At 72.7% G+C, this 26368-nt stretch carries 22 protein-coding genes and 2 pseudogenes; 12 read left to right on the forward strand and 12 right to left on the reverse strand.

Going from position 1 to position 26368, the window contains the following annotated elements; genetic code table 11:
* Positions 1 to 90: 90 nt before the first annotated feature.
* The 4 genes from msrB to ACH4KB_RS11610 all read right to left on the reverse strand — a co-directional run bounded on the left by msrB (position 91) and on the right by ACH4KB_RS11610 (position 3452).
* Positions 91 to 498: a peptide-methionine (R)-S-oxide reductase MsrB gene (msrB, locus tag ACH4KB_RS11595; RefSeq protein WP_398065783.1), complete on the reverse strand. Its 408-nt coding sequence runs from the start codon at positions 496 to 498 to the stop codon at positions 91 to 93.
* 50 nt (positions 499 to 548) lie between these two features.
* The gene (gene murC, locus ACH4KB_RS11600; RefSeq protein WP_398065784.1) at positions 549 to 1949 is read right to left on the reverse strand and encodes a UDP-N-acetylmuramate--L-alanine ligase; all 1401 of its coding nucleotides are present in this window, start codon (positions 1947 to 1949) and stop codon (positions 549 to 551) included.
* A 68-nt stretch (positions 1950 to 2017) separates the two neighbouring features.
* Complete coding sequence (locus ACH4KB_RS11605) at positions 2018 to 2470, reverse strand: indole-3-glycerol phosphate synthase (protein WP_398066061.1); 453 nt, start codon at positions 2468 to 2470, stop codon at positions 2018 to 2020.
* A gap of 163 nt (positions 2471 to 2633) precedes the next feature.
* Positions 2634 to 3452, reverse strand: a complete 819-nt coding sequence (locus tag ACH4KB_RS11610) for a pyrimidine reductase family protein (RefSeq protein ID WP_398065785.1) — start codon at positions 3450 to 3452, stop codon at positions 2634 to 2636.
* 37 nt (positions 3453 to 3489) lie between these two features.
* Between ACH4KB_RS11610 and zapE the strand changes: the two genes are divergently transcribed.
* From zapE to ACH4KB_RS11630, 4 genes are all read left to right on the forward strand, one after another.
* The gene (gene zapE / locus ACH4KB_RS11615; RefSeq protein WP_398065786.1) at positions 3490 to 4581 is read left to right on the forward strand and encodes a cell division protein ZapE; all 1092 of its coding nucleotides are present in this window, start codon (positions 3490 to 3492) and stop codon (positions 4579 to 4581) included.
* Positions 4582 to 4672: 91 nt separating this feature from the next.
* Positions 4673 to 5098 carry an OsmC family protein gene (locus ACH4KB_RS11620; protein WP_030079687.1) on the forward strand — a complete coding sequence of 142 codons (426 nt, stop codon included), beginning with the start codon at positions 4673 to 4675 and terminating at the stop codon, positions 5096 to 5098.
* A gap of 139 nt (positions 5099 to 5237) precedes the next feature.
* On the forward strand, positions 5238 to 6611 hold the full coding sequence (locus ACH4KB_RS11625; RefSeq protein ID WP_398065787.1) for an alkaline phosphatase PhoX: 1374 nt from the start codon (positions 5238 to 5240) through the stop codon (positions 6609 to 6611).
* A gap of 317 nt (positions 6612 to 6928) precedes the next feature.
* Positions 6929 to 7648: a polysaccharide deacetylase family protein gene (locus ACH4KB_RS11630; protein WP_398065788.1), complete on the forward strand. Its 720-nt coding sequence runs from the start codon at positions 6929 to 6931 to the stop codon at positions 7646 to 7648.
* A gap of 49 nt (positions 7649 to 7697) precedes the next feature.
* On the opposite strand, the gene ACH4KB_RS11635 is transcribed toward ACH4KB_RS11630, so the two are convergent.
* Both ACH4KB_RS11635 and ACH4KB_RS11640 read right to left on the reverse strand, forming a co-directional pair.
* Entirely contained in the window at positions 7698 to 10625 is a 2928-nt protein-coding gene (locus tag ACH4KB_RS11635) for an ATP-binding protein (RefSeq protein ID WP_398065789.1), read from the reverse strand.
* Positions 10626 to 10967: 342 nt separating this feature from the next.
* Positions 10968 to 12581, reverse strand: coding sequence for a S8 family peptidase (locus ACH4KB_RS11640; RefSeq protein WP_398065790.1), 1614 nt, complete (start codon positions 12579 to 12581; stop codon positions 10968 to 10970).
* A gap of 449 nt (positions 12582 to 13030) precedes the next feature.
* On the opposite strand from ACH4KB_RS11640, the gene ACH4KB_RS11645 reads away from it, so the two are divergent.
* From ACH4KB_RS11645 to ACH4KB_RS11655, 3 genes and pseudogenes are all read left to right on the forward strand, one after another.
* Entirely contained in the window at positions 13031 to 13342 is a 312-nt protein-coding gene (locus ACH4KB_RS11645) for a hypothetical protein (RefSeq protein ID WP_398065791.1), read from the forward strand.
* Positions 13258 to 14069 (forward strand): annotated as a pseudogene (locus ACH4KB_RS11650) (IS5 family transposase). The gene ACH4KB_RS11645 and the pseudogene ACH4KB_RS11650 overlap by 85 nt, the downstream one beginning before the upstream one ends.
* Positions 14070 to 14163: 94 nt before the next feature.
* Entirely contained in the window at positions 14164 to 14634 is a 471-nt protein-coding gene (locus ACH4KB_RS11655) for a DUF5959 family protein (protein ID WP_398065792.1), read from the forward strand.
* A gap of 63 nt (positions 14635 to 14697) precedes the next feature.
* Here the strand turns inward: ACH4KB_RS11655 and ACH4KB_RS11660 are convergent, their stop codons facing one another.
* The 4 genes and pseudogenes from ACH4KB_RS11660 to ACH4KB_RS11675 form a co-directional block, all read right to left on the reverse strand.
* A complete protein-coding gene (locus ACH4KB_RS11660; RefSeq protein WP_398065793.1) occupies positions 14698 to 14901 on the reverse strand; it encodes a hypothetical protein in 204 nt (67 codons plus the stop codon).
* Positions 14902 to 14909: 8 nt separating this feature from the next.
* Positions 14910 to 15578, reverse strand: a complete 669-nt coding sequence (locus ACH4KB_RS11665) for an ABC transporter (RefSeq protein WP_398065794.1) — start codon at positions 15576 to 15578, stop codon at positions 14910 to 14912.
* Between the two features lie 266 nt (positions 15579 to 15844).
* A pseudogene (locus tag ACH4KB_RS11670) lies at positions 15845 to 16684 on the reverse strand (ATP-binding cassette domain-containing protein); the annotation flags it as partial.
* Between the two features lie 2 nt (positions 16685 to 16686).
* Positions 16687 to 17361 carry an AIM24 family protein gene (locus tag ACH4KB_RS11675; protein ID WP_397922039.1) on the reverse strand — a complete coding sequence of 225 codons (675 nt, stop codon included), beginning with the start codon at positions 17359 to 17361 and terminating at the stop codon, positions 16687 to 16689.
* 71 nt (positions 17362 to 17432) lie between these two features.
* Between ACH4KB_RS11675 and ACH4KB_RS11680 the strand changes: the two genes are divergently transcribed.
* The 3 genes from ACH4KB_RS11680 (at position 17433) to ACH4KB_RS11690 (ending at position 21387) form a co-directional block, all read left to right on the forward strand.
* Positions 17433 to 18161 carry a peptidyl-tRNA hydrolase gene (locus tag ACH4KB_RS11680; RefSeq protein ID WP_398065795.1) on the forward strand — a complete coding sequence of 243 codons (729 nt, stop codon included), beginning with the start codon at positions 17433 to 17435 and terminating at the stop codon, positions 18159 to 18161.
* A gap of 192 nt (positions 18162 to 18353) precedes the next feature.
* Positions 18354 to 19658, forward strand: coding sequence for a DUF692 domain-containing protein (locus tag ACH4KB_RS11685; protein ID WP_398065796.1), 1305 nt, complete (start codon positions 18354 to 18356; stop codon positions 19656 to 19658).
* 166 nt (positions 19659 to 19824) lie between these two features.
* Positions 19825 to 21387 carry an alpha/beta hydrolase gene (locus ACH4KB_RS11690; protein WP_398065797.1) on the forward strand — a complete coding sequence of 521 codons (1563 nt, stop codon included), beginning with the start codon at positions 19825 to 19827 and terminating at the stop codon, positions 21385 to 21387.
* Positions 21388 to 21550: 163 nt separating this feature from the next.
* On the opposite strand, the gene hemQ is transcribed toward ACH4KB_RS11690, so the two are convergent.
* Both hemQ and hemG read right to left on the reverse strand, forming a co-directional pair.
* The gene (gene hemQ, locus ACH4KB_RS11695; RefSeq protein WP_359617741.1) at positions 21551 to 22279 is read right to left on the reverse strand and encodes a hydrogen peroxide-dependent heme synthase; all 729 of its coding nucleotides are present in this window, start codon (positions 22277 to 22279) and stop codon (positions 21551 to 21553) included.
* Positions 22280 to 22283: 4 nt separating this feature from the next.
* Positions 22284 to 23795 (reverse strand): protoporphyrinogen oxidase, encoded by a 1512-nt coding sequence (gene hemG / locus ACH4KB_RS11700; RefSeq protein WP_398065798.1) that lies wholly within the window; start codon positions 23793 to 23795, stop codon positions 22284 to 22286.
* Between the two features lie 126 nt (positions 23796 to 23921).
* On the opposite strand from hemG, the gene ACH4KB_RS11705 reads away from it, so the two are divergent.
* Together ACH4KB_RS11705 and ACH4KB_RS11710 are read left to right on the forward strand one after the other, a co-directional pair.
* The gene (locus ACH4KB_RS11705; protein ID WP_398065799.1) at positions 23922 to 24905 is read left to right on the forward strand and encodes a DUF4349 domain-containing protein; all 984 of its coding nucleotides are present in this window, start codon (positions 23922 to 23924) and stop codon (positions 24903 to 24905) included.
* Between the two features lie 67 nt (positions 24906 to 24972).
* The gene (locus ACH4KB_RS11710) at positions 24973 to 26361 is read left to right on the forward strand and encodes an FAD-dependent oxidoreductase (protein ID WP_398065800.1); all 1389 of its coding nucleotides are present in this window, start codon (positions 24973 to 24975) and stop codon (positions 26359 to 26361) included.
* The last annotated feature ends 7 nt before the right edge of the window (positions 26362 to 26368 follow it).

A 26368-nucleotide genomic window follows, 5' to 3' on the forward strand; every position in this document is an offset into this window, starting at 1 on the left:
TCGGGTATCGCCGCGGGGCGTGACTGACAGCGCGGTGCCCCCGCCCTCCCGCGTAGGCAGGGAGGCGGGGCACACGCGGGCCGTCCCGGCTCAGCTCTCGTCCGGCGCCAGGGTCAGCGAGATCGAGTTGATGCAGTAGCGCTGGTCCGTGGGGGTCGGGTAGCCCTCGCCCTCGAAGACGTGGCCCAGGTGCGAGCCGCAGCGGGAGCAGCGCACCTCGGTCCGGACCATGCCGTGGGCGCGGTCCTCGACCAGCTCGACCGAGTCGGTGTCCTTCGGGTCGTAGAAGGACGGCCAGCCGCAGTGCGACTCGAACTTGGTGTCGGAGCGGAACAGCTCCGCCCCGCAGGCCCGGCAGGAGTAGACGCCCGCCGTTCTGGTGTCGGTGTACTCACCCACGAAGGCGGGTTCGGTGCCGGCCTGGCGCAGTACCGCGTACTCGGCGGGGGTCAGCTCTTCCCGCCACTGCTCGTCCGGCTTCTCGACGTCGTACGACACGTACCGCTCCTCAGCTCGACAGGTGGTCGCTCGATCCGGTCGCCACTCGGCTACCGGCCGCTCGACAGGTGGTCCAGGATGCGCGGGCCGAGGTCGGTGACATCGCCCGCTCCCATGGTGAGAACGAGATCGCCGGGCTTCGCCATTCCCGCGACGGCGGCGGGGACGTCGGCCTGGTCGTGGACGGCGGTGACCTCGGCTCCGGCCTCCTTCGCCGCGTCGATGATCAGGGCGCTGGTGATGCCGGGGATCGGGTCCTCGCGGGCCGGGTAGATGTCCAGGACCACGGAGGCGTCGGCCAGGGCGAGGGCCTGGCCCATCTCGGTGCCCAGCTCCTGCGTACGGGAGAACAGGTGCGGCTGGAAGACGACCAGGATGCGGGCGTCGGCGGCCGCGCCGCGCATGGCCTCCAGGTCGGCGGTCATCTCGGTGGGGTGGTGCGCGTACGAGTCGATGACCTGCACGCCCGCCGCCTCGCCCTTGAGCTGGAGGCGGCGCTTGACCCCGGTGTACGAACCGAGGGCCGAGGCCAGGTTGTGCGCGGGGATGCCGAGGGCCACCCCGGCGGCGAGGGCGGCGACCGCGTTGTGGGCGTAGTGGCTGCCGGGGACCGAGACGGTGAAGGTCAGGAACTTGCCGTTGAGCAGGACCGTGACCTCGCTGGTCAGGCCGCGCGGGGTGACCTTGTGGACGCGTACGTCGGCGTTCTCGGCGGAGCCGTAGGTGACGACCTTGAGGTCGGAGAGGTCGCGGACCCGGCGGGTCAGCTCGATGGCGCCGGGCTGGTCGGCGGAGACGACCAGGGTGCCACCGGGGACGACCTTGCCGACGAACGTCTCGAAGGAGTCGTAGATCTCGTCCATCGAGGCGTAGTTCGCGTGGTGGTCCAGCTCGACGTTGAGGACGATCGCGACCTCGGGGTCGTACTTCTGGAAGCTGCGGTCGCTCTCGTCCGCCTCCGCGACGAAAATGGACCCTTCGCCGTGCGTGGCGTTGGTGCCGGGGCCCTCCAGGTCGCCGCCGATGGCGTACGAGGGGGCCAGGCTCAGCGAGGAGAGGGCGACGGCCAGCATCGACGTCGTCGTCGTCTTGCCGTGGGTGCCGGCGACCGCGATGGCGCGCAGGCCGTTCATCAGGGAGGCCAGCGCGTCCGAGCGGTGCACCACGGGGATCGCCAGCTCGTTCGCGCGGAGCAGCTCCGGGTTGTCGGCGCGGATGGCGCTGGAGACGACCACGCAGGACGCGTCGTCGGCCAGGTGGCCCGCCGCGTGTCCGATGTGCACGGTCGCCCCCAGCGCCCGCAGGGACTCGGCGGTGGCGGATTCCTTGGCGTCGCTGCCCGCCACCTTCGCCCCGCGCTGGGCGAGGATCTTCGCGATGCCCGACATTCCGGCGCCGCCGATGCCGATGAAGTGGGGTCGTTCCATGGCGGCGGGAATGCCGGGTGCCATCTGTGCTCCTGCGGTTCGGGTGCGGTTTCGAGTCGCGGCCGGGGGCCGACCCGGACCGCGCGCCCAGCCTATTCGCTGTGCGCGAAGAGCTTGAGCACCGGGACGCCGACCTTGTGGCGGGCGCGGGAGGCCCAGTCGCGGTGGAAGAACTCCTCCACGTAGTGCGGGGCGGTCAGGACGATGACCTCGTCCGCGTTCGCCTCCTCGACGACGGTCGTCAGTCTGTCCAGGGGGTGATCCTCGATCACCTGTCCGATCGCTGCGGAGCCCGCGTCGCGCAGGGCCCGGAGGGAGTACTCCAGGCCGACCCGGGCGGTCTCGCGGGCCTCGTCGCCCTCCGGCTCCTCCCCCTCCCGGACCGCTTCCTTCAGCTCCCCCATCGCCACGTCGTCGATCGCGCGCAGCAGGACATCGGCCTGGTCACCGCGCGGCTGCAACAGAACGACGAACGAGATCCGCTCCTCGCCGTGGAGGGTGGTGACGAACTCCACGTCCTCGGGAGTGAGCGGCTTCTCGATCATCAAAACGCTTGTGAACACGACAGGCGCCCTTCCGCTTCTTCGTCTCGTCGACTGCCGGCTCGACCGTCGACGGTCGTTTGCTGAAACCATCCTTCCCCGTGCTTCCACGGGGACCGCAGGGGTAAGTGTGCCCAGCCGGAGCTAAGCGGAACGGGAAATTCCGCTATCTGTCGGTCCGACGGTACCGAGTGAAGAGGAACCCGGCCTCTTCCAGCAGCGATGCCAGGAAAAAACGTTCCGGCACGGTGACCCCGGGGCCCCCCGCGATCCGCTGGGCGTCCCCGGCGGTCAGCATCGGGGACACCGTCAGGCACAGCTCGTCCAGCACGCCGGCCGCCACGAACTGGCCGAGCAGCCGGGGCCCGCCCTCGGTGAGCTGCCGGGTCAGCCCCCGGTCGGCCAGCTCGCGCACGACACGGGCCAGGTCCACCCGGGCGCCCTCGCCCGCGATCACCACCTCGGCGCCCGCCTTCCGGGCCGCCGCGATCCGGTCGGCGGGGGCCCCGGCCCCGGTCACCACGAGCGTCGGGACGAGCGGCTCGGTGAACAGCGGCAGCGAGAAGTCGAGGTCCATCGAGCCGGTCACCACCGCGACGGCGGGAGCGGGGCCCTGCCCGGCGGCGGCCCGCCGCGCGGCGAACACCTCACGGGCGCGGGCCGGACGGTACCCCTCCAGCCGTACGGTCTCGGCCCCCGCGATCACCACGTCGGCCAGGCCCCGCAGGGTGCCGAAGATCCGCATGTCCGCCGCGCAGGAGATGGGCTGCGAGCGGCCGTCGTGCTGGGCGGCCCCGTCGAGGGTGGAGACCATGTTGGCGCGCAGCCAGGGGGTCCCGGGCCCTTCGGCCGGGAGGCCGGTGGGGTAGGCGTAGGCGTCGGCCAGCTCGTCGAGGCTCCACTCGCGGTCGGTGAGCGGCCCGGACGGGCCCTCCGCTCCCGCTCCGCTTTTTGTCAGGTCCGTCACAGGGAACAGGCTTCGCATGGGTTGCAGTCTGGCATGAGCCTTAGGGTGGAGAGTTGTGTCGTCATCCACCGCGTTTCCGGGGCAGAGCCCCCTTGCCGAAACGGCCCCGCTGTCCCTGTGCGCCCGTGAGCCGCACGTTCCCGCAGACCGCCTGGTCGCCGAGATGGTGCCTCCGCCGCGCTTCGACTCGGTGCGCTTCGACACGTACGTCCCCGACCCGAACCAGCCCAGCCAGAGCGAGGCGGTCACGGTCCTGGCGGGCTTCGCCGCCGGCCTCGGCGGGGCGCACGCGACGGGCGCCGGGCGGCGCAAGTGGTTCAGCAAGAAGCCGGCCGCTCCGACCGGGCCGCGCGGCGTGTATCTCGACGGCGGCTACGGCGTCGGCAAGACCCACCTGCTGGCCTCCCTCTGGCACGCCACGCCCGCCGAGCCGTCACTGAAGGCGTTCGGCACGTTCGTGGAACTGACGAACCTCGTGGGCGCGCTGGGCTTCCAGCAGACCGTGCGGACCCTCAGCGGGCACCGGCTGCTGTGCATCGACGAGTTCGAGCTCGACGACCCGGGCGACACCGTGCTGGTGTCCTCGCTGCTCAGCCGGCTCGTGGAAGCCGGGGTGGCGCTCGCCGCCACCTCGAACACGCTGCCGGGCAAGCTCGGCGAGGGCCGGTTCGCCGCCGCCGACTTCCTGCGCGAGATCCAGGGCCTGTCCGCGCACTTCCGCCCGCTGCGCATCGACGGCGAGGACTACCGGCACCGCGGTCTGCCCGAGGCCCCGCCGCCGTACGACGACAAGCAGGTCACCCGGGCCGCGTACGCCACTCCGGGCGCGTCCCTCGACGACTTCCCCGGGCTCCTCGACCACCTGGCCCGGGTCCACCCGAGCCGGTACGGCGCGCTGACCGACGACCTCCGCGCGGTCTGCCTGACCGAGGTGGGCGCGGTGCCCGACCAGTCGACCGCGCTGCGCCTGGTGGTGCTGGCCGACCGGCTGTACGACCGGGAGGTCCCGGTGCTCGCCTCGGGGCTGCCGTTCGACCAACTGTTCAGCGAAGAGATGCTGAACGGCGGGTACCGGAAGAAGTACTTCCGGGCGATCTCCCGGCTGACAGCACTGGCGCGTGACGCGAAGGGGCTGGTGGCGCAGTAGGTTCGGGGGCGTAACGCGACGGGGCAGCGCACGCTGTGGGGTGCCCCGTTCTATCCCGTACAACCGCGCACACCTTTCGAAGGGGTCCAGCATGGCTACGACGCGTCAGGCGCACACGAACTGGGAAGGCAACCTGATCGAGGGCAAGGGGGTCGTCACCTTCGACTCCTCCGGCATCGGCGACTACCCCGTCTCCTGGCCCGCCCGCTCGGAGCAGGCGAACGGGAAGACGAGCCCCGAGGAGCTCATCGCCGCCGCCCACTCCAGCTGCTTCTCGATGGCGCTCTCCCACGGTCTCGCCGGGGCCGGAACCCCGTCGACCCGGCTGGAGACCAAGGCCGAGGTGACCTTCCAGCCCGGCACGGGCATCACCGGCATCCACCTCACCGTCGTGGGCGAGGTGCCCGGCCTCGACGAGGACGCCTTCCTGAAGGCCGCCGAGGACGCCAAGGCGAACTGCCCGGTCAGCCAGGCGCTCACCGGTACGACGATCACCCTGTCGGCCTCGCTCGCCTGACCTTCCGCGTACGGCCGCTCCCACCGGGGCCGCCACAGCGGCACCACGGGGCGCGGGGGCACGCATGGTTCCCCCGCGCCTCTGTGCGTGCTACACACGTGCGGGTCACTTCACCTGTCCGCCAACAGGGAGTCGCCTCATGTCATCCGCACCCCGCTCCACCGCGACACGACGCCAGGTCCTGGCAGGCAGCGGCGCAGCCGCCGCGATCGCCTTCACGGGAGCCTTCTCCGAACTCTTCGCGGGCACGGCCGCCGCACGCGGCCACGACGGCTACGGCCCGCTCGTCCCCGACCCCGACGGCCTGCTCGACCTGCCGAAAGGTTTCCGCTACCGGGTGCTGTCCCGGGAGGGCGAACCGCTGCGCTCCGGTGAGGGGCCGGTGCCGGGCAACCACGACGGGATGGCCGCGCTGCCCGGCCGCAACGGCCGGGTCCACCTCGTCCGCAACCACGAGAACCGGCACACCGCCAAGCTCGGCGTACCGACCGTCGAGGGGCTGACCTACGACCCGGCGGCCAAGGGCGGCTGTACGTCCCTGGAGCTGGACGGCCGCAACAAGGTGCTGGGCGAGCGCGTCGCCATCGCCGGTACGGCGGTGAACTGCGCGGGCGGGCCCACCCCTTGGCGCACCTGGCTGACCTGCGAGGAGAACGAGGACAAGGCCGGCACCAACGGGTACACCAAGGACCACGGCTTCATCTTCGAGGTGGACGGCGCCGATCCGCGCCGCACCGGGGCCGTCCCGCTGACCGCGATGGGCCGCTTCCAGCACGAGGCGATCGCCGTCGACCCGAAGTCCGGGATCGTGTACGAGACGGAGGACGCGTTCGACAAGCCGTTCGGGCTCTTCTACCGCTTCCTGCCCGAGAAGCCGCTCGGCGGCACCGGTTCGCTCCGGGCGGGCGGGGCGCTGGAGGCGATGCGGGTGCCGGGCGTGCCCGACCTCTCCTCCGTCCAGGAGACCGGTACGAGCTTCGACCGGATCGAGTGGGTCCCCGTACCGGATCCGCTGGCCTCGGAGACTCCGATCCGCTTCCAGGACTTCGGCCCGAAGGGCGTCACGCACGCCCAGAAGCTGGAGGGCTGCTACTGGGGCGGCTCGTCCGTCTACTTCGTCTCCAGCTTCGCCCGCAGCGACGAGGGTTCGGCGGCCGACCACTACGGCCAGGTCTGGCGTTACGAGCCGAGGAAGCGCCGGCTCACCCTGGTCGTGATCTTCGGCCCGAACACCGACATCCAGCTGCCCGGCGAGTCCCCCGACAACATCTGCCTGGCGGGTGACGGCGGGCTGATGGTCTGTGAGGACGGCGGCGGCGCGCAGCACGTGCTCGGGGTGACCCGGCGCGGCGAGGTGTACACGATGGCGCGTGGGCGGCAGAACATCGGGACGCCCGAGGAGCCGGAGTGGGGGGAGTTCGCGGGGGTCGCCTTCTCCCCGGACGGCTCGACGATGTACGTGAACTGCTACACGCCGGGGACGACGTTCGCGGTGACGGGGCCGTGGTGCTGAGGTAGCCGGGTCGGCGATCCGGAGGTAAGACCGGAGGTAAGAGGGGTGGCGCTCCGCCGGACATCGGAGCGCCGCCGCCCGATATAACCCGATTATCGGACATTTTCCGTTATTTTCCGTGAGTGATCGCTGCTGCACGGAATAAGCGGAAGACAGGAAATACGCGGAAGACGCGGAAGACGACGACTCTGACGGTCGCGGGCGTACTGACCGGCGCCGCCCTGGCCGGGTGCGGGGGTCCTGCCCCCGCACCCGCTCGCCCGCCCACCCCGGCGGCCTCCGCCCCTGCCTCCGCCGCCCCGGAGAAGCCGCCCACGATGGCCCCGGGTCCGGCGGGCCGCACCCCGGTCTTCGAGCGGAGGCCGACGGGCGGGGGCGCGGCCGGGCGCGCGGCGGAGAAGGTCGTGGCGCTGACGTTCGACGCCGACATGACGGCCGACCAGGGCCCCCGGGCGGCCTCCGGCGAGCGCTTCGACAACCCGGAGCTGGTCGCGCTGCTGCGCCGGCTGAAGGTGCCCTCCACCGTCTTCATGACCGGGCGCTGGGCCGAGGAGTACCCGGCGCAGGCGAAGGCCATCGGCACGGACCCGCTGTTCGAGATCGCCAACCACTCCTACAGCCACCACGCCTTCAGCTCCCCCTGTTACGGCCTGCCGGTGGTCGGCGAGGACACGATGGCCCGCGAGGTGGAGCGTGCCTTCGCCGCGTTCCGGAAGGCGGGGGCGCGGAACGTGGTGCCGTACTTCCGTTTCCCCGGCGGCTGTTACGACGACACGGCGCTGCGCGCACTGGCCCCGGCGAACGTGACGGCCGTGCAGTGGGACGTGGTCAGCGGCGACGCCTTCGCCACGGACGCGGACGCGGTGGCCGAGCAGGTGCTGGACGGGGTCCGGCCGGGCTCCCTCGTGGTGATGCACTGCACCCGCAGCGCGGCCCCGGCCACCGAGGCGGCCGTACGCCGGATCGTGCCGGAACTGCGCGAGCGCGGCTACCGCTTCGTGAAGGTGTCGGAGCTGATGGACGACGGCGTCCGGTAGGCGGAGCGGGGACCGGCGGCCCACGAGGGCGCGCTCCGCACGCGTCGTGTCACCGTCCGAGCTGCGAGCCGATCTCGGTGCGGGACGAGACTCCCAGCTTCCGCAGGGCACGTGCCACGTGGTGCTCGACCGTGCGGTGCGAGAGAACCAGCTCGCGCGCGATCTCACGGTTCGACAGGCCGAGCGAGGCCAGCCGGGCCACCGCTCTCTCCCGGGGCGAGAGGTGGTCGCCGTATCCCAGCGCGCCGGGCCTGCGGACGGTGACCTGGCCGTGCTCCCGCAACCCGCGCTGACAGCGCAGCACATCCCATACGGCACCGAGCTCCTGGTAGGCCGCGAGCGCCTCGTGCAGCACCGTGCGCCCGCCCGCCGCCCCGGCGGTCAGCAGGCGGAGCCCCCACGCCTCCCGCACGTACGCGGCTTCGCGGGGTCGCTCCAGCTGCGTCCAGGCGTCGGCGGCGGCCACGTACAGCGTGTCGTGCGTACCGCTTCCTGCCTGTGGGCCGTTTCCTGCCGGTGGGCCGTTTGCTGGCTGTGGGCCGTCCGTGGCGGTGAGCAGGGCCCGGCCGGTGAGCAGGGCGGCGCGGGCGGCCGGCGCGTCCCGGTCGGCGATGCCTGCGGCCAGCTCCTCGACGAGGCGGTGTGCCTCGCCGGGGCGGCCGTCCCGGATCAAGGCGTCGACGGCCGGCGGCACGAGGGCCGTCGCCCATACCCACGCGCCCGTACGGCGGACATGACGCAGCGTCCCCTCCACCGCCTGGACGGCCTGCGACGGGCGGGCGGCCGCCAGATGGATCCGTGCCACGGCGGCCGCGGCGGAGGTCAGCACGACACCGGTGTCCAGCGCGGTCGTGTGCACGGCCCGCTCCAGAAGACGACGCGCCACATCCGTCTGTCCTTTGGTGTGCAGGCGGAGCAGTCCGCAGACCAGCAGGGCCTCCGCGTGGAAGTCGGGCACGTTCCGGTACTGCTCCTCGGCGCGCTCGGCCCGCTCCAGGAGCCCCTTCCACCGGCCACTCGTGAAAGCGGCGACCACGTCCGTGGTCTCGACGAACGCTTCGAGATACGGGGCGTGGTTCGTCCGCACCGCCTGCCACGCCCGGGCCTGGCAGACACGGGCCCGCTCCAGGTGTCCCAGGGAACTCGCGGCGCCCGCGAGATTGGCATGCACTCTCGCCGCCGCGTCACCGGTGAGAGTGTCGGGCAGGTCGGCCACCGCCGCCCACGCCGACGGGTCGCCCATCAGGGCCAGGGCGGTGGCACGGTTGGCCAGCACGGCCGACCGCAGGTCCTCCTCCTCGACCTCCGGCAGCAGCCGCTCCGCTTCGGCCAGCAGGCGCCGGTGCTCTCCGACGGGCCAGCCCTTGAGGGAGGGGATCGCGGTGATCGCCAGCGCACGTGCGGCCTGCCCGGTGGAGACGCTGAGCAGATCGGGAACCGCCCGCGCTATCTCCTCCAGCGCCTCCAGCCCGGAACCCGACTGGTTGCGCAGCAACAGTCCCAGAAGCAGCCGGATCTCACCGCTCGGGCCGGGGCCGAGGGAGCGCTCGTCGAGCACCTGACGCAGGGCGGCGGGCACCTGCGGGCCGGGCCGGGCGTTCAGCGCGACGCGGGCCAGCTTCAGCGCGACCCGGTCGCGGGCGACGGGCGCGGGCCCGCCGCGCAGGGCATCGAGATAGTGGGCGGCCGCCGTCCCCGCGTCGCCGCTTCCGGCCGCCCGGTCCGCCGCAGCCTCCAGCCAACGCGCCGCCTGCGTGGGGCGGTGGGCGCGCCGGTAGTGTTCGGCGATCCCCGCCAGGGGAAGGGGGTGCCTGTGCCGGGCCAGGGCGCGGGCCGCCCGCAGGTGCAGGACGGGCCGTTCCGGTTCGGCGACCGACTCGTAGACGGCCCGGCGTGCCAGGTCGTAGGGGAAGACGTAGGAGTCGCCCGCCGCCCGGATGACGCCCTCTCTCAGTGCCGCGGCGAGCGCACGACGGGTCTCCGGATCGTCCGACCCCGCGACGGCCGCCAGCAGTTCCACGGGCGCGGGGTCGCGGAGGACCGCCGCCGCGGCGACCACCTGGCGCGCCGCCGGTGGGAGGCGCCGCAGCCGCTCGACCACCACACGGCGTACGGACGGCGGCAGGGGCGGTTCGGGCGCCCCTGCCACCTCGGTGCGCAGCTCCGTGGCGGCGGGTTGCCGGCGCAGTACCTCCTCGACCACGTAGGGCAGGCCGCCCGTCCAGCGGTGCAGGCGGTCGGCGAACTCCTCCGGCACCGCCTGCGCGCCGAGCAGGCCGGCGGCCAGCGCACCGGTCTCCGACACCGACAGCGGTGCGAGGTGACGCTCGACCACGGTGACGCCGGGTGGTGTGCGCAGAGGGAACGGGAGCCCGTCCGCGCCCTCGGCATCGGTGTGGGGGACGGTGTGGCTGCGGGCGGTGAGTACGAGTCCCAGGCGTGGCGGCGGGTCGGCGACGACCGTACGCAGGAAGGCGCGGGTGGACGCGTCGGCCCACTGGAGGTCCTCCACGACCAGCACGGCCTCCCCCAAGGACGCCGTCAGCGCGTACAGGGCCCGCAGGACACGGTGGTGTTCGGCATGCCGTTCTCCCAGAGGAGGCGGCGCGGGCGGGAGGCGAACCGCGAGGTCGGACAGCAGCCCGCGCAGGGCCCCGGTCACCGGGGGAAAGTCGGCCGTGAGGGTCGCCGGGAGGTCCGTCGCGAGGACTCCGGAGGCGCTCAGCGCCTCGACGATCGGTGCGAACGGGACGGAGGGTGCGTCCGGCTCCTGGCAGCGGGCGACCAGGGTGACGACACCCGGTGAGGCGGTCCGTCGGAGGATTTCCTGTACGAGCCGGCTCTTCCCCACCCCTGCCTCTCCCGTGATCACCACGACGGCGGGTCTGCGGTCGAACTCCGGGCAGACGTCGTCCAGCAGGGCGGATCGTCCGATCAGGACACCGGAGGCGGTGGGCGGCGGTGGCTCGGTGTTCACGGCTTCCTTCGGCCCCCCTGGGCGGCATCGGCATGAGGGGCGGGCCGGTGGGCGATTCGGCCCGGGCCGCCGGACGGCCTCATGATGGCCCGTCGCGGCGGTGGTGGAAAGAGGAGTGACGTCTGCGGCGCATGTGCGGGCGCCGCAGACGCCCCCCATCCGGCCGACGAGTTCGCGGAGAGGCTCGCCGGCCGGGTTTGCCGTAATCCACCGGGGTTCGGGACGTGGATCACGGCAGCCCGGGTGGGCCGGTCCCGGCAGCGGTCACCGAGGTGGGTGACGCTCGCGGCGCCGGCCGCGCTTCAGCAGGGAATCACCTGGTTCAGTACCGGGGTGGCCGGATCAGAACTGGAGCGACCAGGCGTTGACGTAGCCGGTGTCGTTGACCCAGTTGTCGGTGACGCGGAGCTTCCAGACCCCGTTGGCGAGCTTGCTGGAGGCGTCGACCGTGAACGTGCCCTGGACGTTGTCGGCGCTGTCGTTCGCGTTGTAGTTCTTCAGGACGGCCACGCCTCCGTCCGGGGTCAGCAGTTCGACCTTGAGGTCACCGCGGAAGGTATGGCGGATGTCGACGCTGACCGACAGGTCGGCGGGGGCGTTGCCGTCGACGCCGGTCACGGTGATGGGAGACTCGACGGTGGAGTTGTCGCGAATCTGGACCTGGCCGACGCTCTCGAACTTCTTGCCGGGGGGATCGGTGGGGTCCTCGCCGCCGCCGGTGCCGGTGAAGAGCAGGCGGTTGGGGGAACCGGTGCGGGCGTCGCTGATCTTGTCCGGGGTGGCGGTGGAGACCAGCTTGTCGCGGACCTGGGCCGGGGTGAGCGACGGTTCGGCGGCCAGGAGCAGTGCGGCGGCCCCGGCCGTGTGCGGGGACGCCATGGAGGTGCCGCTCATCGACTGGTTGGCGTTGTCGCCCGAGTTGGACGTGGAGATGATCCTGTCGCCGGGCGCGAAGATGTCGAGGCAGGTGCCGTAGTTGGAGGCCTGGCCGTTGTTCCAGCCGGTGGCCCGGGCGTCCGAGCTGTTCGTGGCGCCGACCGTGATCGCCGCCGGGGTGGACGACGGCGAGTACTGGCAGGAGTCTGCGTTGTTGTTGCCCGCCGCGACGACCCAGGTGATGCCGGAGGCGATGGAGTTGTTGACCGCGTCGTTGACGGACTGGGTCCTGCCGCCGCCGACGCTCATGTTGACCACTGCGGGCTTCTTGGCGTTCTTGGTGACCCAGTCGATACCGCGGAGGACCGGGTCCCAGGTGCTACCGGACGTGCCCTGGCAGTTCAGCACGCGAACACTGACGATCTTGGCGCCCTTGGCGACTCCGTAGGAGCTGCCCGCGGCGGTCCCGGCGACGTGAGTGCCATGCCCCTGACAATCGGAGGCGTTGGAGTCGTTGTCGATGAAGTCGTAACCGCTGACGGCGCGGCCGCCGAAGTCGCCATGGCTCATGCGTACACCGGAGTCGACCACGTAGACGGTGACGTTCGAGGCGTCGCTGGGGTAGGTGAAGCTCCTGTCCAGCGGGAGGTTGCGCTGATCGATACGGTCCAGGCCGTAGGAGGGCGGATTGGGCTGGGTGCCGGTGGCGTAGGCCGCTCCGTCGGCTTCGACCCGGGCCACCGAGGGGTCGGCGGCCAGTCGCTGGGCCGCCTTCTCGCTCATCTTCACCGAGAAGCCGCGCAGGGCGGTGGTGTAGGTGCTCCTCACTTCGCCCGCGTGGCGCTTGGACAGGGACTTCGCGACGGAGGATATCTCCGTGCGGGCCACGGAGTCCTTGAGCGTGACGATGTAGGAACCTTCGACCGCGCCGGGGCGGTCCGCACCGACGATGCGGCCTTCGCCCCCGCCCGGCGGCACGGGCGCGGCCGTGGCCCCGGCGGTCGAGGCAACACCGACGAGCAGGGCGGCACTGGCGCCGATGGCGAGCAGTCTCCGCACAGTACGAACGGGACGATCCACAGCTTCTCCTCTTGACGCGTCACAGGCCCGGACGGGCCTGGTGGGGGTGGCCCGGCGGCGTGGAGTGCCCTCGGAAGTAGGCAGGGTGACCGAGAGCCAGGCCGGGCGGCCGGTGGGACGACCGGTGATGGAGCGTGCCGCGCGGTGAGACCGTCGCCCCTCCGTACGGTCCTGCCGCATCACGTCCGACGGCGGGGCCGAGGCAGCCGTACACCCGCATGCGCGGTGGGTGTCGGGCTGGTTGGCTTCCGCCTGCCGGTCGACGTTCCGGTCGACGTTCCGGCCACCCAGAGTGTGCGGCGCTCTGACTGCGCCTATCAATGCGTAGCGCTACCTAAAGGAACAGGGGGGTGTGCCGCACAGGTGAAGGAGGCAGGATGCTGGACTCGACAGTGGTGAGCCCCCTCGGAACGGGCAGGCACACAGCAGTACGACATCAGAGGAACCCGATGACTTTCGACGAGAACGAACCGCAGTGTGTTCGCGAGGAGCGTTTCGCCGCGGAGCGAGCTGCGCGCAGGGCCAAACGCAAGGCCGCGAAACTCGACTCGCGGGAAGCGCATCTCGGCGCGGCCATCGTGACCGTGGCCCTGGTACTCCTCGGCCTGTTCGGCCAGTTGGTCGCTCTCGCCATCGTGAGCGGGGTGTTTCTGCTCTGGTTCACCGCTGCCCTCGCATGGGCCTACGCCGACGGGGACCACGGCCGTCACGCACTTCAGCGCGCGTACAACGTCACGTTCGGATGGGCCGACGGGTTCTGAGGTCCAAGGGCGTGTCAGGGAGACCATGGCCGGTCCCGGGGGCTCACCGGGCGTTGACCGGTCTCCCATGGCGATATCTGCCGCACGACTTCGCCCCATGGGGGGACGGTGTACGGGTACTGCGCGGCCTGGCGGAAGGACGCCGTGTTCGACCAACTCGACGGACTCCTCCGCCGACTCGTGAGCGAGGCCGAGGGGGGCCGGGGCGCCGAACCGAGTACGTGCGTCCTCGACGCACAGAGCATCAAGGCCTCCGCCGACGCCCCGGCCACCAGCCAGGGCATTGACGCGGACAAAAAGACCGCAGGCCGCAAGCGTCACATCGGCGTGGACACCCTCGGCCTCCTCTGGCCGTCTGGGTCACCGCTGCCAGCGTCTCCGACAACGCCGGCGGCATCCATCTGCTGTCGGACATCGCCGAGGCTCACCCGCGCGTCACGAAGGCGTGGGCCGACAACGGCTACCGGACCAAAGCCATCGATCACGGCGTCCGCCTGGGCATCGACGTCGACGCCGTCCGTCGCGACCCTGATCAGAAGGGCTTCAAGGTCATCCTCAGGCGCTGGGCCGTGGAGAGGACATTCGGCTGACTCATGCACCATCGCCGCCTCGCCCGTGGCTACAAGACCACCTCCACCGCTCAGAGGCCATGATCCGCCTCGCGATGATCGATCTCATGAGCCGCAGGCTGACCCGAGAATCCGCCCCGAACCGGAAAGACGCATAGCCGACCCAGCGAGAGGCAGCCCCGGCCAGGCGGGCACGCCCAGCCAGTGATGCGAGAGGATGCATATCCGACCATCACGAGAGAGGGGCCGGCGGTGACCGAACCGAAGGCGGTGGACCTGATCCATCTGGAAGACGCAGACGGCAACCGCTGCGTCGTCCGAGTGACCGGCCGCTACCAGCCCGGAGTGCTGACCGGCCACGACATCCTGCGGGCCGATGTCCTGGCCTCCGCCGACTTCGTTGACGCCCGGCTTGAACTCTTCCTGCTCCAACGGGACCTCGACGCCTGGCAGCACGACCTGGCCCGGCTCGCGCCGGGCTCGGACGCGAGCATCGGCGGCGACCGCGGACTGAGCCTCCTCCTCCGCATGCACGAGGACCGCTCCTTGTCCGTGGCCGTTGACGACCCCGACCGCCTCACCGCACTGCTCTGGCTCCAGCCGAAGGAGACCTGGGTCCCGGAGCATCACCAGCGACTTGAGCACGTTCGAGAAACCTGGCCGAGTGAAGTCGTAGAGACGACTCCCGGAGCCTACGAGTGGAGTCCCAGCCGCAAGCGTTGAACCATGCTGTCCGCCCGCGAACGCCCTCACTTCTCAAACAGCCCTGACGGGACAACACGCCCTTCAACCGGAACACGCCGAACGCCCCGCCTCCTGCCAGGCGCAGACCGGGCACAGCGTGGCGCCCTTCGTCGACTCCGGGTATTCGGTCGGCTCGCGGCACAGCACGCACTCGGCGTACGGAGGGCCTTCGGCGGCACCGGCGGGCGGGACCGGTGCGATCGGCCCCGGGGTCGCGCAGTACGGGTCATCGGTGTCCACGCCCACGAGCCTACTCACCCGCGCCGGGCGGCCATCCGGCAGACGAGGAACGCCACCGCCGCGGCGAGGACCGCCGCCCCCAGCAGGGGCAGGACGGGCGGCTGGACCGTCCCGGTCCGCGACCCCGTGACCAGGGAGGTGACCGCGTGGCGCGCCGGGGATCCGGTGGTCACGAGGGCGAGGAGCGACCCGAGCACGGCCGCCGCGACGGACCAGCCCCGGCGGAGCGGCACCGGACGGGTGCTCAGCGCCCCCACGGCCGCCCCCAGCAGCACGCAGCACAGGACGGCGAGCAGTCCGGCGAGCGCGGCGGCCGGCCGGGACACGGCGCGGGCCCCGTCGTCGGTGACCGGGTCGCTGATGAACAGGACGGCGGCGGTGGTCACCACGGCGAGCGCCGCCGCACAGCCCGCGGCGGTGAGCAGCGCGGCCAGGTGGACCCGCCGGGGTCCCGCGGCGGCCGACGCCACCGTCCGGGCGGCGGGCGGCTCCTGGGTCACGCAGAGGTGTACGGCCCACGCGGTGACGGGCAGCACGGCGGTGGCCGCGACGCCGAGCGAGCCCAGCACGGGCTGCCCGCTCCGCACGCCGACGGCGAGGACGGCCGCGTACAGCAGGAGGGGCGCCAGCCAGCGCTGGGAGCGGGCGAGCAGGGCGGCCTGGTAGCGGAGGAGGGCGGTCATGGCGCTTCGGACACCTCGGGAGCCTCGGAGTTCCTGGCCCGTACGGACGCCTGCCCGGGCGCCCGTGCGGACACCTGGGGTGAGGCCTGCCCGGACGCCTGCCCGGACGCCTCAGCTTCGGCCGGGCCGGTTGCCGGGTCCGGGCCGGTTGCCGGGTCCGGCCCGGGTGCCGTGGCCGGGCCGGTAGCCGTGCCCAGCCCGGTAGCCGCGTCCGGGCCGATTGCCGCGTCCGGGCCGATTGCCGCGTCCGGCCCTGACACCTCCGCCGGGGCCACCCGCCGGATGTGCCAGGGCGGACGGGCCGTGAGCAGGGCCGCCAGGAGCGCGTCGGAGTACGGCGTGGGGACGGTGAGGCGTACGAGGCCGGGGGGCGCGCCGGTCGGCCGTTCCCGGACCGGGTCTCCCGGAAGCGCCGCGGGCAGCGGTGCGCCGGGCGGGCCCTCGGCCTCGACCAGGACACGGGGGCCGGCGACGGGACCCGTCGGCGTCGGGGCCGTCGCGCGGTGGACCCCGCCACCCCCGGCCCGCAGCGTGAGGCCCGCCGCCCCGGCGAGCCGTCGCGGGTCGTGGTCGACGAAGACGACGGTGGCGCCCGCCGCGACGCGTTCGGCCACGGCGCGGTCCAGTTCGCCTCGGGCGGCGGTGTCGAGTCCGGTCCAGGCCTCGTCCAGGACCAGCAGATCCGGTTCGGCGAGCAGCGCCTGGGCGACGGCGACCTTCTGGCTGGTGCCCTTGGAGAGTTCGGCGAGCGGGGTACGGGCGTGGTCCGCGGCCCCGAACCGGGTCAGCCACTCCCCCGCCCGCCGCTTCGCCTCGGCGCTCCGCAGCCCGTGGATCCGGCCGAGGTGGACGAGGTAGCCGGTGGCGGTCAGGGGCAGCGCCGCCGGGAAGCGCTCGGGGACGTACGCCGTGCGGGCCCGGCGGCCGGTGATCCGGCCCTCGGCGGGAGCGTCGACCCCGGCGAGCAGCCGCAGCAGGGTGGACTTTCCCGCGCCGTTGCCCCCTTCGACCCGGACCAGCGTCCGCTCGGGCAGCGTGAGATCGACCCCGCGCAGCACCCAGGCGCCCCGAAGGCCGTACCGGTGGCCCACGCCCTTGAGTTCCACGGTCAGTTGGAGGTCTTCTCCGGCCTGGCCTCGCTCGGCCGCACGATGACGAAGCCCTCGCCCTGGAGCATCAGCTGGACGGCCTCGCCGGATCCGCCGCGCACCATCGAGCCGACGCTCTGCGAGCGGTTCAGGCTGGTCGTGAGCTGCTGGCTCCAGCCGACGACCGCGTCCGTGTCCACGTACACCGGCTGGGCGCCGGTCACGGGGATCACGATCGGGGTGCCCTCGCACATCAGGCCGAGCTTGCCGTAGCCCGTGAACACGCTGTTGAAGAGGCCGCCGCCGACCATTCCGGCGCCCTTCACGGTCTTGATCTCGTAGGAGAGGGTGGGGTCGAAACAGAGGACGTTGCGACCGTTGATGGTGATGGAGTCGCCCTGGTCCAGCTCGACGATGAAACAGTTCGCCGCCTCGTGCGCGAACCACGCCTCGCCCTGACCCCGCACGGCCATGAGCGCCAGGCCCTCGCCCGTCACCGCGCGCTTGAGCATGCCGCCGATGCCCTGGCCCTTGCGCTCGAACTGGAGGTTGCCGCGGAAGGCGATCATCGAGCCCTGGCGGGCGTGCATCTCGCCGTTGACGGCGTACTTGATCGATTTGGTGTTCTGCAGGGTCATGCCGGGGGCGGTGGCCGGCTGGGCCAGGTGGTCGCTGGAAAAGAGGTCGCTCTTCATGCGGAGCATCCTCACCCGGACCCGGTCGTTCCGCCAAGCAGGTGACGGGACCGGCCTGGCAGACTGGGACGGTGACCAGCGATGACACCCCCGCCCCCGCCCCCGAGAGCCCGTTCGACGACGGTCAGGCCGACCGCGACCAGGCGCGGCAGTTCGTGCTGCCGCTCGTGCTCCACCTGGAGAAGACGGACCCGCCCGCCCGCACCGACGCGCTGCGGAGCGCCGCCCGTGCGGTGCTGACGATCCTCTCCGACGAGCGGTCCCTGGGCGACGGCGAGTGGTCCGGGGCGATGCGGGACTGGCAGGACGCCCGGATCCGCAAGGTCGTGCGGCGGGCGCGCGGCGCGGAGTGGCGCAAGGCAGCGGTGCTCGACGGCATCACGGTGACGGGTGAGAACGGCGCGGAGGTACGGGTGTTCCCGCCGATCCCGCTGGACGGCTGGCCCAAGGAGCTGGCCAAGCTCCAGGTGACGGGCACCGATCTGGAGGACCCCGAGCCGCCCGCCGACCCCGATCCCTCCGGCCCGGTGCTGTGGCTCAGCCCGGAGCTGGACATGTCGGCGGGCAAGACGATGGCGCAGGTGGGACACGGGGCGCAGCTCGCCTGGTGGGAGCTGTCCGACACCGAGCGCAAGGCGTGGCGCGAGGCCGGTTTCCCGCTCTCCGTCGCCACCCCCGGTGCGGAGCGCTGGCGGGAGCTGACGGTGAGCGGGCTGCCGGTGGTGCGCGACGCGGGGTTCACCGAGATCGCCCCGGGCTCCTGCACGGTGGTCGCCGACCACCCGGCGCTGCGCCGCTGACCCTTCCTCGTTCCTTCTCCGTACCTCCCGGCCTCCCGGTGCCGCCCACGATGATGCCGACGCCCTGACGAGGGCGGCGGTCCGGGAACCTCAAATCCAGCTCTGAACGTCTCCCAGGTCGGGTTCATCGCCGCGTGACGGGGCCATGACCCCTGAACAGAACGAGGTGAGCAGGGGGACGGGGGAACCGCCATGGAACTGGGCATCGGCATCGGCTGGCGGCCGGAGATCGCGGACGAGGTGGAGGCGCTGGCGGGGATCGACTGGGTCGAGGCCGTCGCGGAGAACCTCTGCGCCGACCATCTCCCGGACTCCCTCCTACGGCTCCGGGAGCGCGGCGTGCGGGTCGTGCCGCACGGGGTGGCGCTCGGGCTCGGCGGCGCCGAGCGCCCGGACCCCGCGCGTCTCGCCTCCCTCGCGGCGCGCGCCGAGCTGCTGGGGACTCCGCTGGTGACCGAGCACATCGCGTTCGTACGGGCCGGGGGGCCGCTGACCGCGTCGCCGAGGCTGGAGGCGGGGCATCTGCTGCCGGTGCCGCGCACCTGGGACATGCTGGACGTGCTGTGCGAGAACGTACGGATCGCGCAGGACTCGCTGCCGGTGCCGCTCGCCCTGGAGAACATCGCGGCGCTGATCACCTGGCCGGACGAGGAGCTGACCGAGGGGCAGTTCCTGGCGGAGCTGGTCGAGCGGACCGGGGTGCGGCTGCTGATCGACGTGGCGAACCTGCACACCAACCACGTCAACCTGGGCCAGGATCCGGCGAAGGCGCTGGACGAGCTGCCGGTGGAGGCGATCGCGTACGTCCATGTGGCGGGCGGGGTCGAGAGGAACGGCGTCTGGCACGACACGCACGCCCACCCGGTGACCGCTCCGGTCCTGGAGGTACTGGCCGAGCTGCGCTCCCGGGTCGACCCGCCGGGCGTGCTGCTGGAGCGCGACGACGCCTTCCCGCCGGCCGCGGAGCTGGCAGGCGAACTGGACGCGATCCGGGCGACGCTGCGGAAGGCCGCTCCGCGTGAGGTCCCCGGCCCGGCGCGTGACGGGGGCGGGGACGGAGGCCGTGCGCCCGCGGCCCCGGTGCCGGCCGGAATCCGCGACCGTACCGCCGTCGCGCAGACCGCGCTGCTCTCCGCGCTGGTGGCGGGTACGCCCTCCCCCGAGGGCTTCGACCGCCGACGGCTGCGGGTGCAGAGCCGGGCGCTGGCCGCCAAGCGCGCGGACGTCGTCGCGAAGGTCGCGCCGGAGCTGCCGGAGATCCTCGGCGACGGCTATCGCGCCGCGTTCCTCACGTACGCCGGGGGCCGCCCGATGTCCGGCGGGTACCGGCGCGACGCCCTGGACTTCGCGGAGCACGTGCTCGTCGCGGGCGGTCCCGCCGATCCGGTGGCACGTCGCCGGCTGACGTACTGGTGGCAGGACCGGTCGGGCGCCCGGCCGCCACGTCGTACGACCCGTCTGGTCCGGGCGGCCCGTGCCGCCCTCGCAGGGAAGTGACCGCTGCTCCTGAACCGGTCCCCGTGCCACGGCGGCTGACCGCCCATCAGGGTCACGATCACGGACATGCTCGGGCGGTGCTGGACTTCACGTCCCGCCCGCCCGACCATCCCTCTCCGCATCCGCAGAGAGGCACCGCCTCCGCATCCGCAGAGAGGCACCGCGCGTGAGAACTGCTGCGCTGTACACATCGATCGGCTCCCTGGTCCTGTCCGCACTGGCCGCCGCTCCCGCCGGGGCCTGGGAGGGCCGGGGCTCCGCCGAGGCCCGGGGCACCGCGATCGCCGCCGCCCGCGCCACGGCCGCCGGGATCGATTTCGTCTCCTGCCCGGAGAAGGAGATGCTCCCCGACTCGCTGAAGTGCGGCACGGTGAAGGTGCCCCTCGACTACGCCGAACCGGACGGGAAGCAGCTCGAACTGACCGTCAGCCGCACGCCCGCCACCGGTCCGGCCGAGGAGCGGCAGGGCGCGTTCGTCTACAACCCGGGCGGGCCCGGCGCCTCCAGCATCACCTTCCCGATGGCCGGGGAGCTGCCGGAGTGGAAGGAGATCGCCGAGGCGTACGACCTGGTCGGCTACGCCCCGCGCGGGGTGAACGGCTCCTCCGCCCCGCTGACCTGCCAGGACCCGGCGGCGTACACGAAGGGCCCGACCGACGCGCCGACGCACCCGACGCGGGAGTACAAGGAGCGGCGCGTCGCCCGGGCGAAGGCGTACGCGGAGGGCTGCGCGAGCCACGCGGGCGAGGCGCTGCGGCACTACACGTCACTGAACAACGCCCGTGACCTGGACGTCCTGCGGGCCGCGCTCGGCGAGGAGCGGCTGACGTTCATGGGGGCGTCCTACGGCACGTACTTCGGCGCGCTGTACGCGACGCTGTTCCCCTCCCACGTACGGCGGATGGTCTTCGACTCGGTGGTCGACCCGGACCCGGAGCAGATCTGGTACCGCTCCAACATGGGTCAGTCGCTGGCCTTCGAGGCGCGGTGGGAGGACTTCCGCCGCTGGGTGGCCAAGCACGACGACGTCTACCACCTGGGGACCAGCCCGGAGTCGGTGCAGCAGCACTACGACGAGGTGCGCGCCGAGCTGGCGGAGAAACCGGCGGGCGGGAAGGTCGGGCCGGGGCAGCTGCACGCGGCGTTCCTGGGGGCCGGTTACTACGACGACTACTGGGCGATGCGGGCGACGGCGCTCTCCGAGTACGTCCGGGGCAATCATGAGCCGCTGGTTGCGCAGGCCTCCCCGCGTGCGGTGGCGGCCAAGGACAACGAGAACGCGCGGGCGGTGTACACGGCCGTCGAGTGCAACGACGCGCCCTGGCCCGAGGACTTCGCGGTGTGGGACCGCGACCACACGGAGCTGGCGCGCGTCGCCCCGTTCGAGACCTGGGACAACGCCTTCGCGAACCTGCCGTGCGCCTTCTGGCCCGCGCCCCGGCAGCGGCCGCTGGAGGTCGGGACGCGGTGGGGCGAGCTGCCGCCGGTGCTGATCCTCGCGGCGGAGCGGGACGCGGCGACCCCGTACAAGGGGGCGCTGGAGCTGCGGAAGCGGCTGCCCGGGTCGTCGCTGGTGACCGAGCGGGACGCCGGGACGCACGGCATCGGCGGGGCCGGGAACACCTGCGTCGACGATCATCTGCGCCGGTATCTGCTGACCGGTGAGGTGCCGGGGCGGGGTGCGGACTGTGCGGCGCACCCGGAGCCGAACCCGGTGTCGCTGGACTGAGTCCGGCGGTCGGCGGGGCGGTACGGAGCGGGGGCCGCCGCACCATGACGGTGCGACGGCCCCCGAAGCCGAACCCGGTGTCGCTGGAGGAGCGGACGGCACGATCGGTGCCCGGTGCCCGCCCTTCTGATCTTCCGGGTTGGGGTGGTACGGGACTCGCTGGTTATGCGAGCCCGGCCACCAGGTCTGCGACGCTCTTCCTGCGGCCCGTGTAGAACGGGACCTCCTCGCGCACGTGGAGACGTGCCTCGGAGGCGCGCAGGTGACGCATCAGGTCGACGATGCGGTGCAGCTCGTCCGCCTCGAAGGCGAGGATCCACTCGTAGTCGCCGAGCGAGAACGAGGCGACGGTGTTGGCGCGGACGTCCGGATAGCCCCGGGCCATCTTGCCGTGGTCCGCGAGCATGCGGCGGCGGTCCTCGTCGGGCAGCAGGTACCAGTCGTAGGAGCGGACGAAGGGGTAGACGCTGATGTAGTCGCGCGGCGTCTCGTCGGCGATGAACGCCGGAACGTGCGACTTGTTGAACTCGGCCGGCCGGTGCAGCGCCATGTTCGACCAGACCGGGTCGAGAGCGCGGCCGAGCTTGGTGCGCCTGAAGAGGTTGTACGCCTCCTGGAGCTCGTCCGAGGTCTCGGCGTGCCACCAGATCATGAGGTCGGCGTCGGCCCGCAGCCCGGACACGTCGTAGGTGCCGCGGACGGTGATGTCCTTGGCCGCGAGCTGGTCGAACAGCTCCTGGACCTCGTCGGCGTATCCCGCGCGGTCCAGCGGGAGCACGTCGCGCAGTTTGAAGACCGACCACAGGGTGTAGCGGATGACCTCGTTGAGGTCCTTGGCCTTCTTGCCGGCGTTCGGACTCTTGCTTGATGTCACAGTCTCAGGAGCACTCATACGGCTATTGTCCCGCCTCGCTCCCCGTGCCCCGAACCAGGGTCGACGTGGCGATGATCTCTCCCGTCGTCCCGCCCGTCGTCCCTCCCGTGATCTTCCCCGTGAGCTCCCCCGCGATCTCGTCGGCCGCCCGGCGCGCGCTCGCGACGCAGGCGGGAATCCCGACCCCGTCGTAGACCGCGCCGCAGACCCGCAGGGCCGGCAGCTTGGCGACCTCGTCGCGGATCCGGGCGACCCGGGCGAGGTGCCCGACCGGGTACTGCGGCAGGCCGCCGATCCAGCGGGTGACCTCGGAGTCCACGGGCCGGGCGGTGAGCCCGGTGGCCGCGGCGAGGTCGCGCAGGGAGACGGCGACGAGCTCCTCGTCCTCGCGGTGCAGATGGTCCTCCTCGCCGTACCGGCCGACGGAGGTGCGGAGCACGAACAGGTCCGGGGCGCTGTCCGCGACCCACTGCCATTTGTTGCTGGAGAAGGTGGACGCCTTGATCGTGTGCCCGTCGACCGGCGGTACGAGGAAGCCGGAGCGGCCGCGCAGGGCTTCGTACCGCTCGATGTCGGTCCGCCGGAAGGCCAGGGTGACCAGGGCCATCGAGGCGTACTCGACGCCGGACAGCTCGGCGGACGCGGCCGGGGACTCGGCGGCCAGCAGGGTGCCGGCGGACCAGGCGGGGGTGGCCAGGACGATGCCGTCGGCGGCGATGGTCCGGGTGTCGGTGCGGACGGCCCAGCCCGAGGCCGTACGGGTGAGGCCGAGGACGGGGGTCCGGTCGAGGATCTCGCCGCCACCGGCCCGTACGGCGTCGGCGACGGCGGCCGGGAGGGTGCCGATGCCGCCGTCGACGCCCTGGAAGACGGGTCCGGTCTGCTGCCGGGCGGCGGCCCGCTCCTGGATGCGGCGTACGCCCTCCAGCAGCGGGCCGCCCTCCTTCACCGCCTCGAAGAGCTGGGGGACGGCGGCGCGCATCGAGATCCGGTAGGCGTCACCGGCGTAGACCCCGCCGAGAAGGGGCTCCACCAGCCGGTCCACGACCTCGCGGCCGAGCCGGTCGGCGACGTACGCGCCGACCGCGACGTCGTCGCCGACGGAGGTCGGGGTCAGATCGCGCTCCTCGGCGATCCGGGCCAGGCCCTCGGGGGACAGCACCTCGCCGAGCACCGCCGGGTCGCCGGGAACGCCCATGACGTGCCCCTTGGGCATGGGGCGCAGCGCGTCGCGCGTCCACAGCGAGGCGGTGGCGGTGGCGGGGGGCTGGAGTCGGTCGGCGAGGCCCACCTCGCGAGCCAGGGCGACCGCCTCGGGGCGCCGGGCGAGCATCGACTCGGCCCCGAGGTCGACCTGGACGCCCGCGACCTCGCCGGTCATGAGCTTCCCGCCGAGCCGGTCCGTCGCCTCCAGGAGGGTGACCCGCAGTCCGGTGGTGACCAGGCGGTGGGCGGCCGCCAGGCCGGCGATGCCGCCGCCGATGACGACGACGTGGCCCGGGGGCGTTTCCGCACGCTGTTGAGAACGCTGCATGGGTCCACTCTCTCAAACCCGTTCCGCGTCCTGACCGTGACCACTTCGAAACCGCCCGTCGGCAACCGGTCCCGGAGCGGCCGCGTCGAACCGGCACGATCAACCAGCGTCCTGGGGGGACCCGTTATGGAATGGCACAGCAGAACCGATCGATCCTTCGCCCGCAGGCGGGCGGCGCTCGTGGCCGGGGTGCTCGGCCTCCTGCTCGCCGTCGGCGGCTGCGGGGCGTCGGGCGACGCCTCGGGCAGCAACGAGAAGGCCGCTGACGGCAAGTACGCGCCGTCCGGGAAGCGGGCGGGGGCCGGCACGGACGCCGACGGGGCCGCGTCGTCGGCCGAGGACCGGGCGGACGGGAAACCGGCCGGGTCGAAGGCGGCGCCGAAGCCGGGGGCGGCGGCCACGCACGTCATCCGCACGGCCACGCTCTCCGTCGAGGTGAGGAGCGTGCCGAAGGCCGTCGCCGCCGCGCGCGGTGTCGCGGAGGGCGCGGGCGGCCTGGTGGCGACGGAGAACACCGAGCGGCTCGACGACACCCACGAGACCTCGCACCTGGTGCTGCGGGTTCCGCAGGACCGGTTCCAGGAGGTGCTGCGGGAGCTGGCCGGTTCCGGGAAGCTGCTGTCGCGCACCTCGAACGCGAAGGACGTCACCGACCAGGTGGTCGACGTGGACAGCCGGATCGCCACGCAGCGCGCGAGTGTGGCGCGGGTGCGGGAGCTGATGGACCGGGCGGAGAAGATCAGCGATGTGGTCGCCCTGGAGGGCGAGCTGAGCAGCCGTCAGTCCGACCTGGAGTCGCTGCTGGCCCAGCAGTCGAGCCTGAAGGACCGCACGTCGCTGGCGACGATCACCCTGGACCTGACGCCGCCGGACGCCCCGGACGACGACGGGCGGGACGAGGACACCGGGTTCCTGGACGCGCTGGGCGGCGGCTGGGACGCGTTCGTGACGATGCTGCGGTGGATCGCGGTGGCGTTCGGGGCCGCTTTCCCGTTCCTGCTCACCGCCGCTCTGGCACTGATGGCCGGACGGGTGCTGCGGGCCCGGCGGGCGGCCCGCAGGGCCCCGGCGGCGCCCCCGTCGGAGGCGGAGGGCGCTCCGGCCCCCTGACCGCCGTAGCGTGGGGCTCCGACGTGGTGATGCGCCGAGCCGGCGCATCGGCGAAAGGGGACCCGGCATGGCAGCGGAGCGACTGGTGGTCATCGGCGGTGACGCGGCGGGCATGTCCGCCGCGTCACAGGCCCGCAGGCTGAAGGCGGCGGACGCGCTGGAGATCGTCGCCTTCGAGCGCGGCCACTTCGCGTCGTACTCCGCGTGCGGCATCCCGTACTGGGTGAGCGGCGACGTCGAGGCGCGCGACGACCTGATCGCCCGCACCCCCGAGGAGCACCGGGAGCGGGACATCGATCTGCGGATGCGGACCGAGGTGACGGAACTCGACGTGCCCGGGCGGCGGGTGAAGGCGGTGGACCGGGAGAGCGGGAAGACGTACTGGACCGGCTACGACAAGCTGGTGATCGCCACCGGGGCCCGTCCGGTGCGCCCGGCGCTGCCCGGGATGGACGCGCCCGGGGTGCACGGGGTGCAGACCCTGGACGACGGGCAGGCGCTCCTGGACTCGCTGGACGCCCTGGGCGCGCGGGAGAGCCGCCGGGCGGTCGTGGTGGGCGCGGGGTACATCGGCGTGGAGATGGCCGAGGCGATGCTCAAGCGGGGCTTCGAGGTGACCGTCCTCAACCGGGGCGAGCAGCCGATGGCGACGCTCGACCCGGACATGGGGCGGCTCGTCCACGACGCGATGGACGGGCTGGGCATCACCACGGTCAACGGGGCCGCCGTGACCGAGATCCTCACCGGTCCGGACGGGCGGGTGCGCGAGGTGGCGACGGACGCGCGGACGTATCCGGCGGACGTGGTGGTCCTCGGCATCGGCGTGGAGCCGGAGACGGCGCTGGCGCGCGAAGCCGGGCTGCCGGTGGGTCCGCACGGCGGGCTGCTGACGGATCTGTCGATGCGGGTGGTGGGCCACGAGAACATCTGGGCGGGCGGCGACTGCGTGGAGGTCCTGGACCTGGTGGCGGGCCGGACCCGGCACATCGCGCTGGGCACGCACGCCAACAAGCACGGCCAGGTGATCGGTTCCAACGTCGGGGGCGGCTACGGCACGTTCCCGGGCGTGGTCGGTACGGCGGTGAGCAAGGTCTGCGACCTGGAGATCGCCCGGACCGGGTTGCGGGAGAAGGACGCCCGCGCGGTCGGGCTGCGCTACGTCACGGCGACCATCGAGTCGACGCAGCGGGCGGGCTACTACCCGGGGGCGAGGCCGATGACGGTGAAGATGATCGCGGAGCGCCGTACGGGCCGGCTGCTCGGGGTGCAGATCGTCGGCCGTGAGGGGTCGGCGAAGCGGGTCGACGTGGCGGCGGTGGCGCTGACGGCCGGGATGACGGTGGAGCAGATGACGGCGCTCGACCTCGGCTACGCCCCGCCGTTCTCGCCGGTCTGGGATCCGGTGCTGGTGGCCGCCCGCAGGACGGTGACGGCGGTGCGGGGCGCGGGGAGCTGACGGGGGT

Origin of the sequence: Streptomyces sp. NPDC017520 (assembly GCF_044329855.1) — a bacterium.
Classification (GTDB): Bacteria; Actinomycetota; Actinomycetes; order Streptomycetales; family Streptomycetaceae; genus Streptomyces.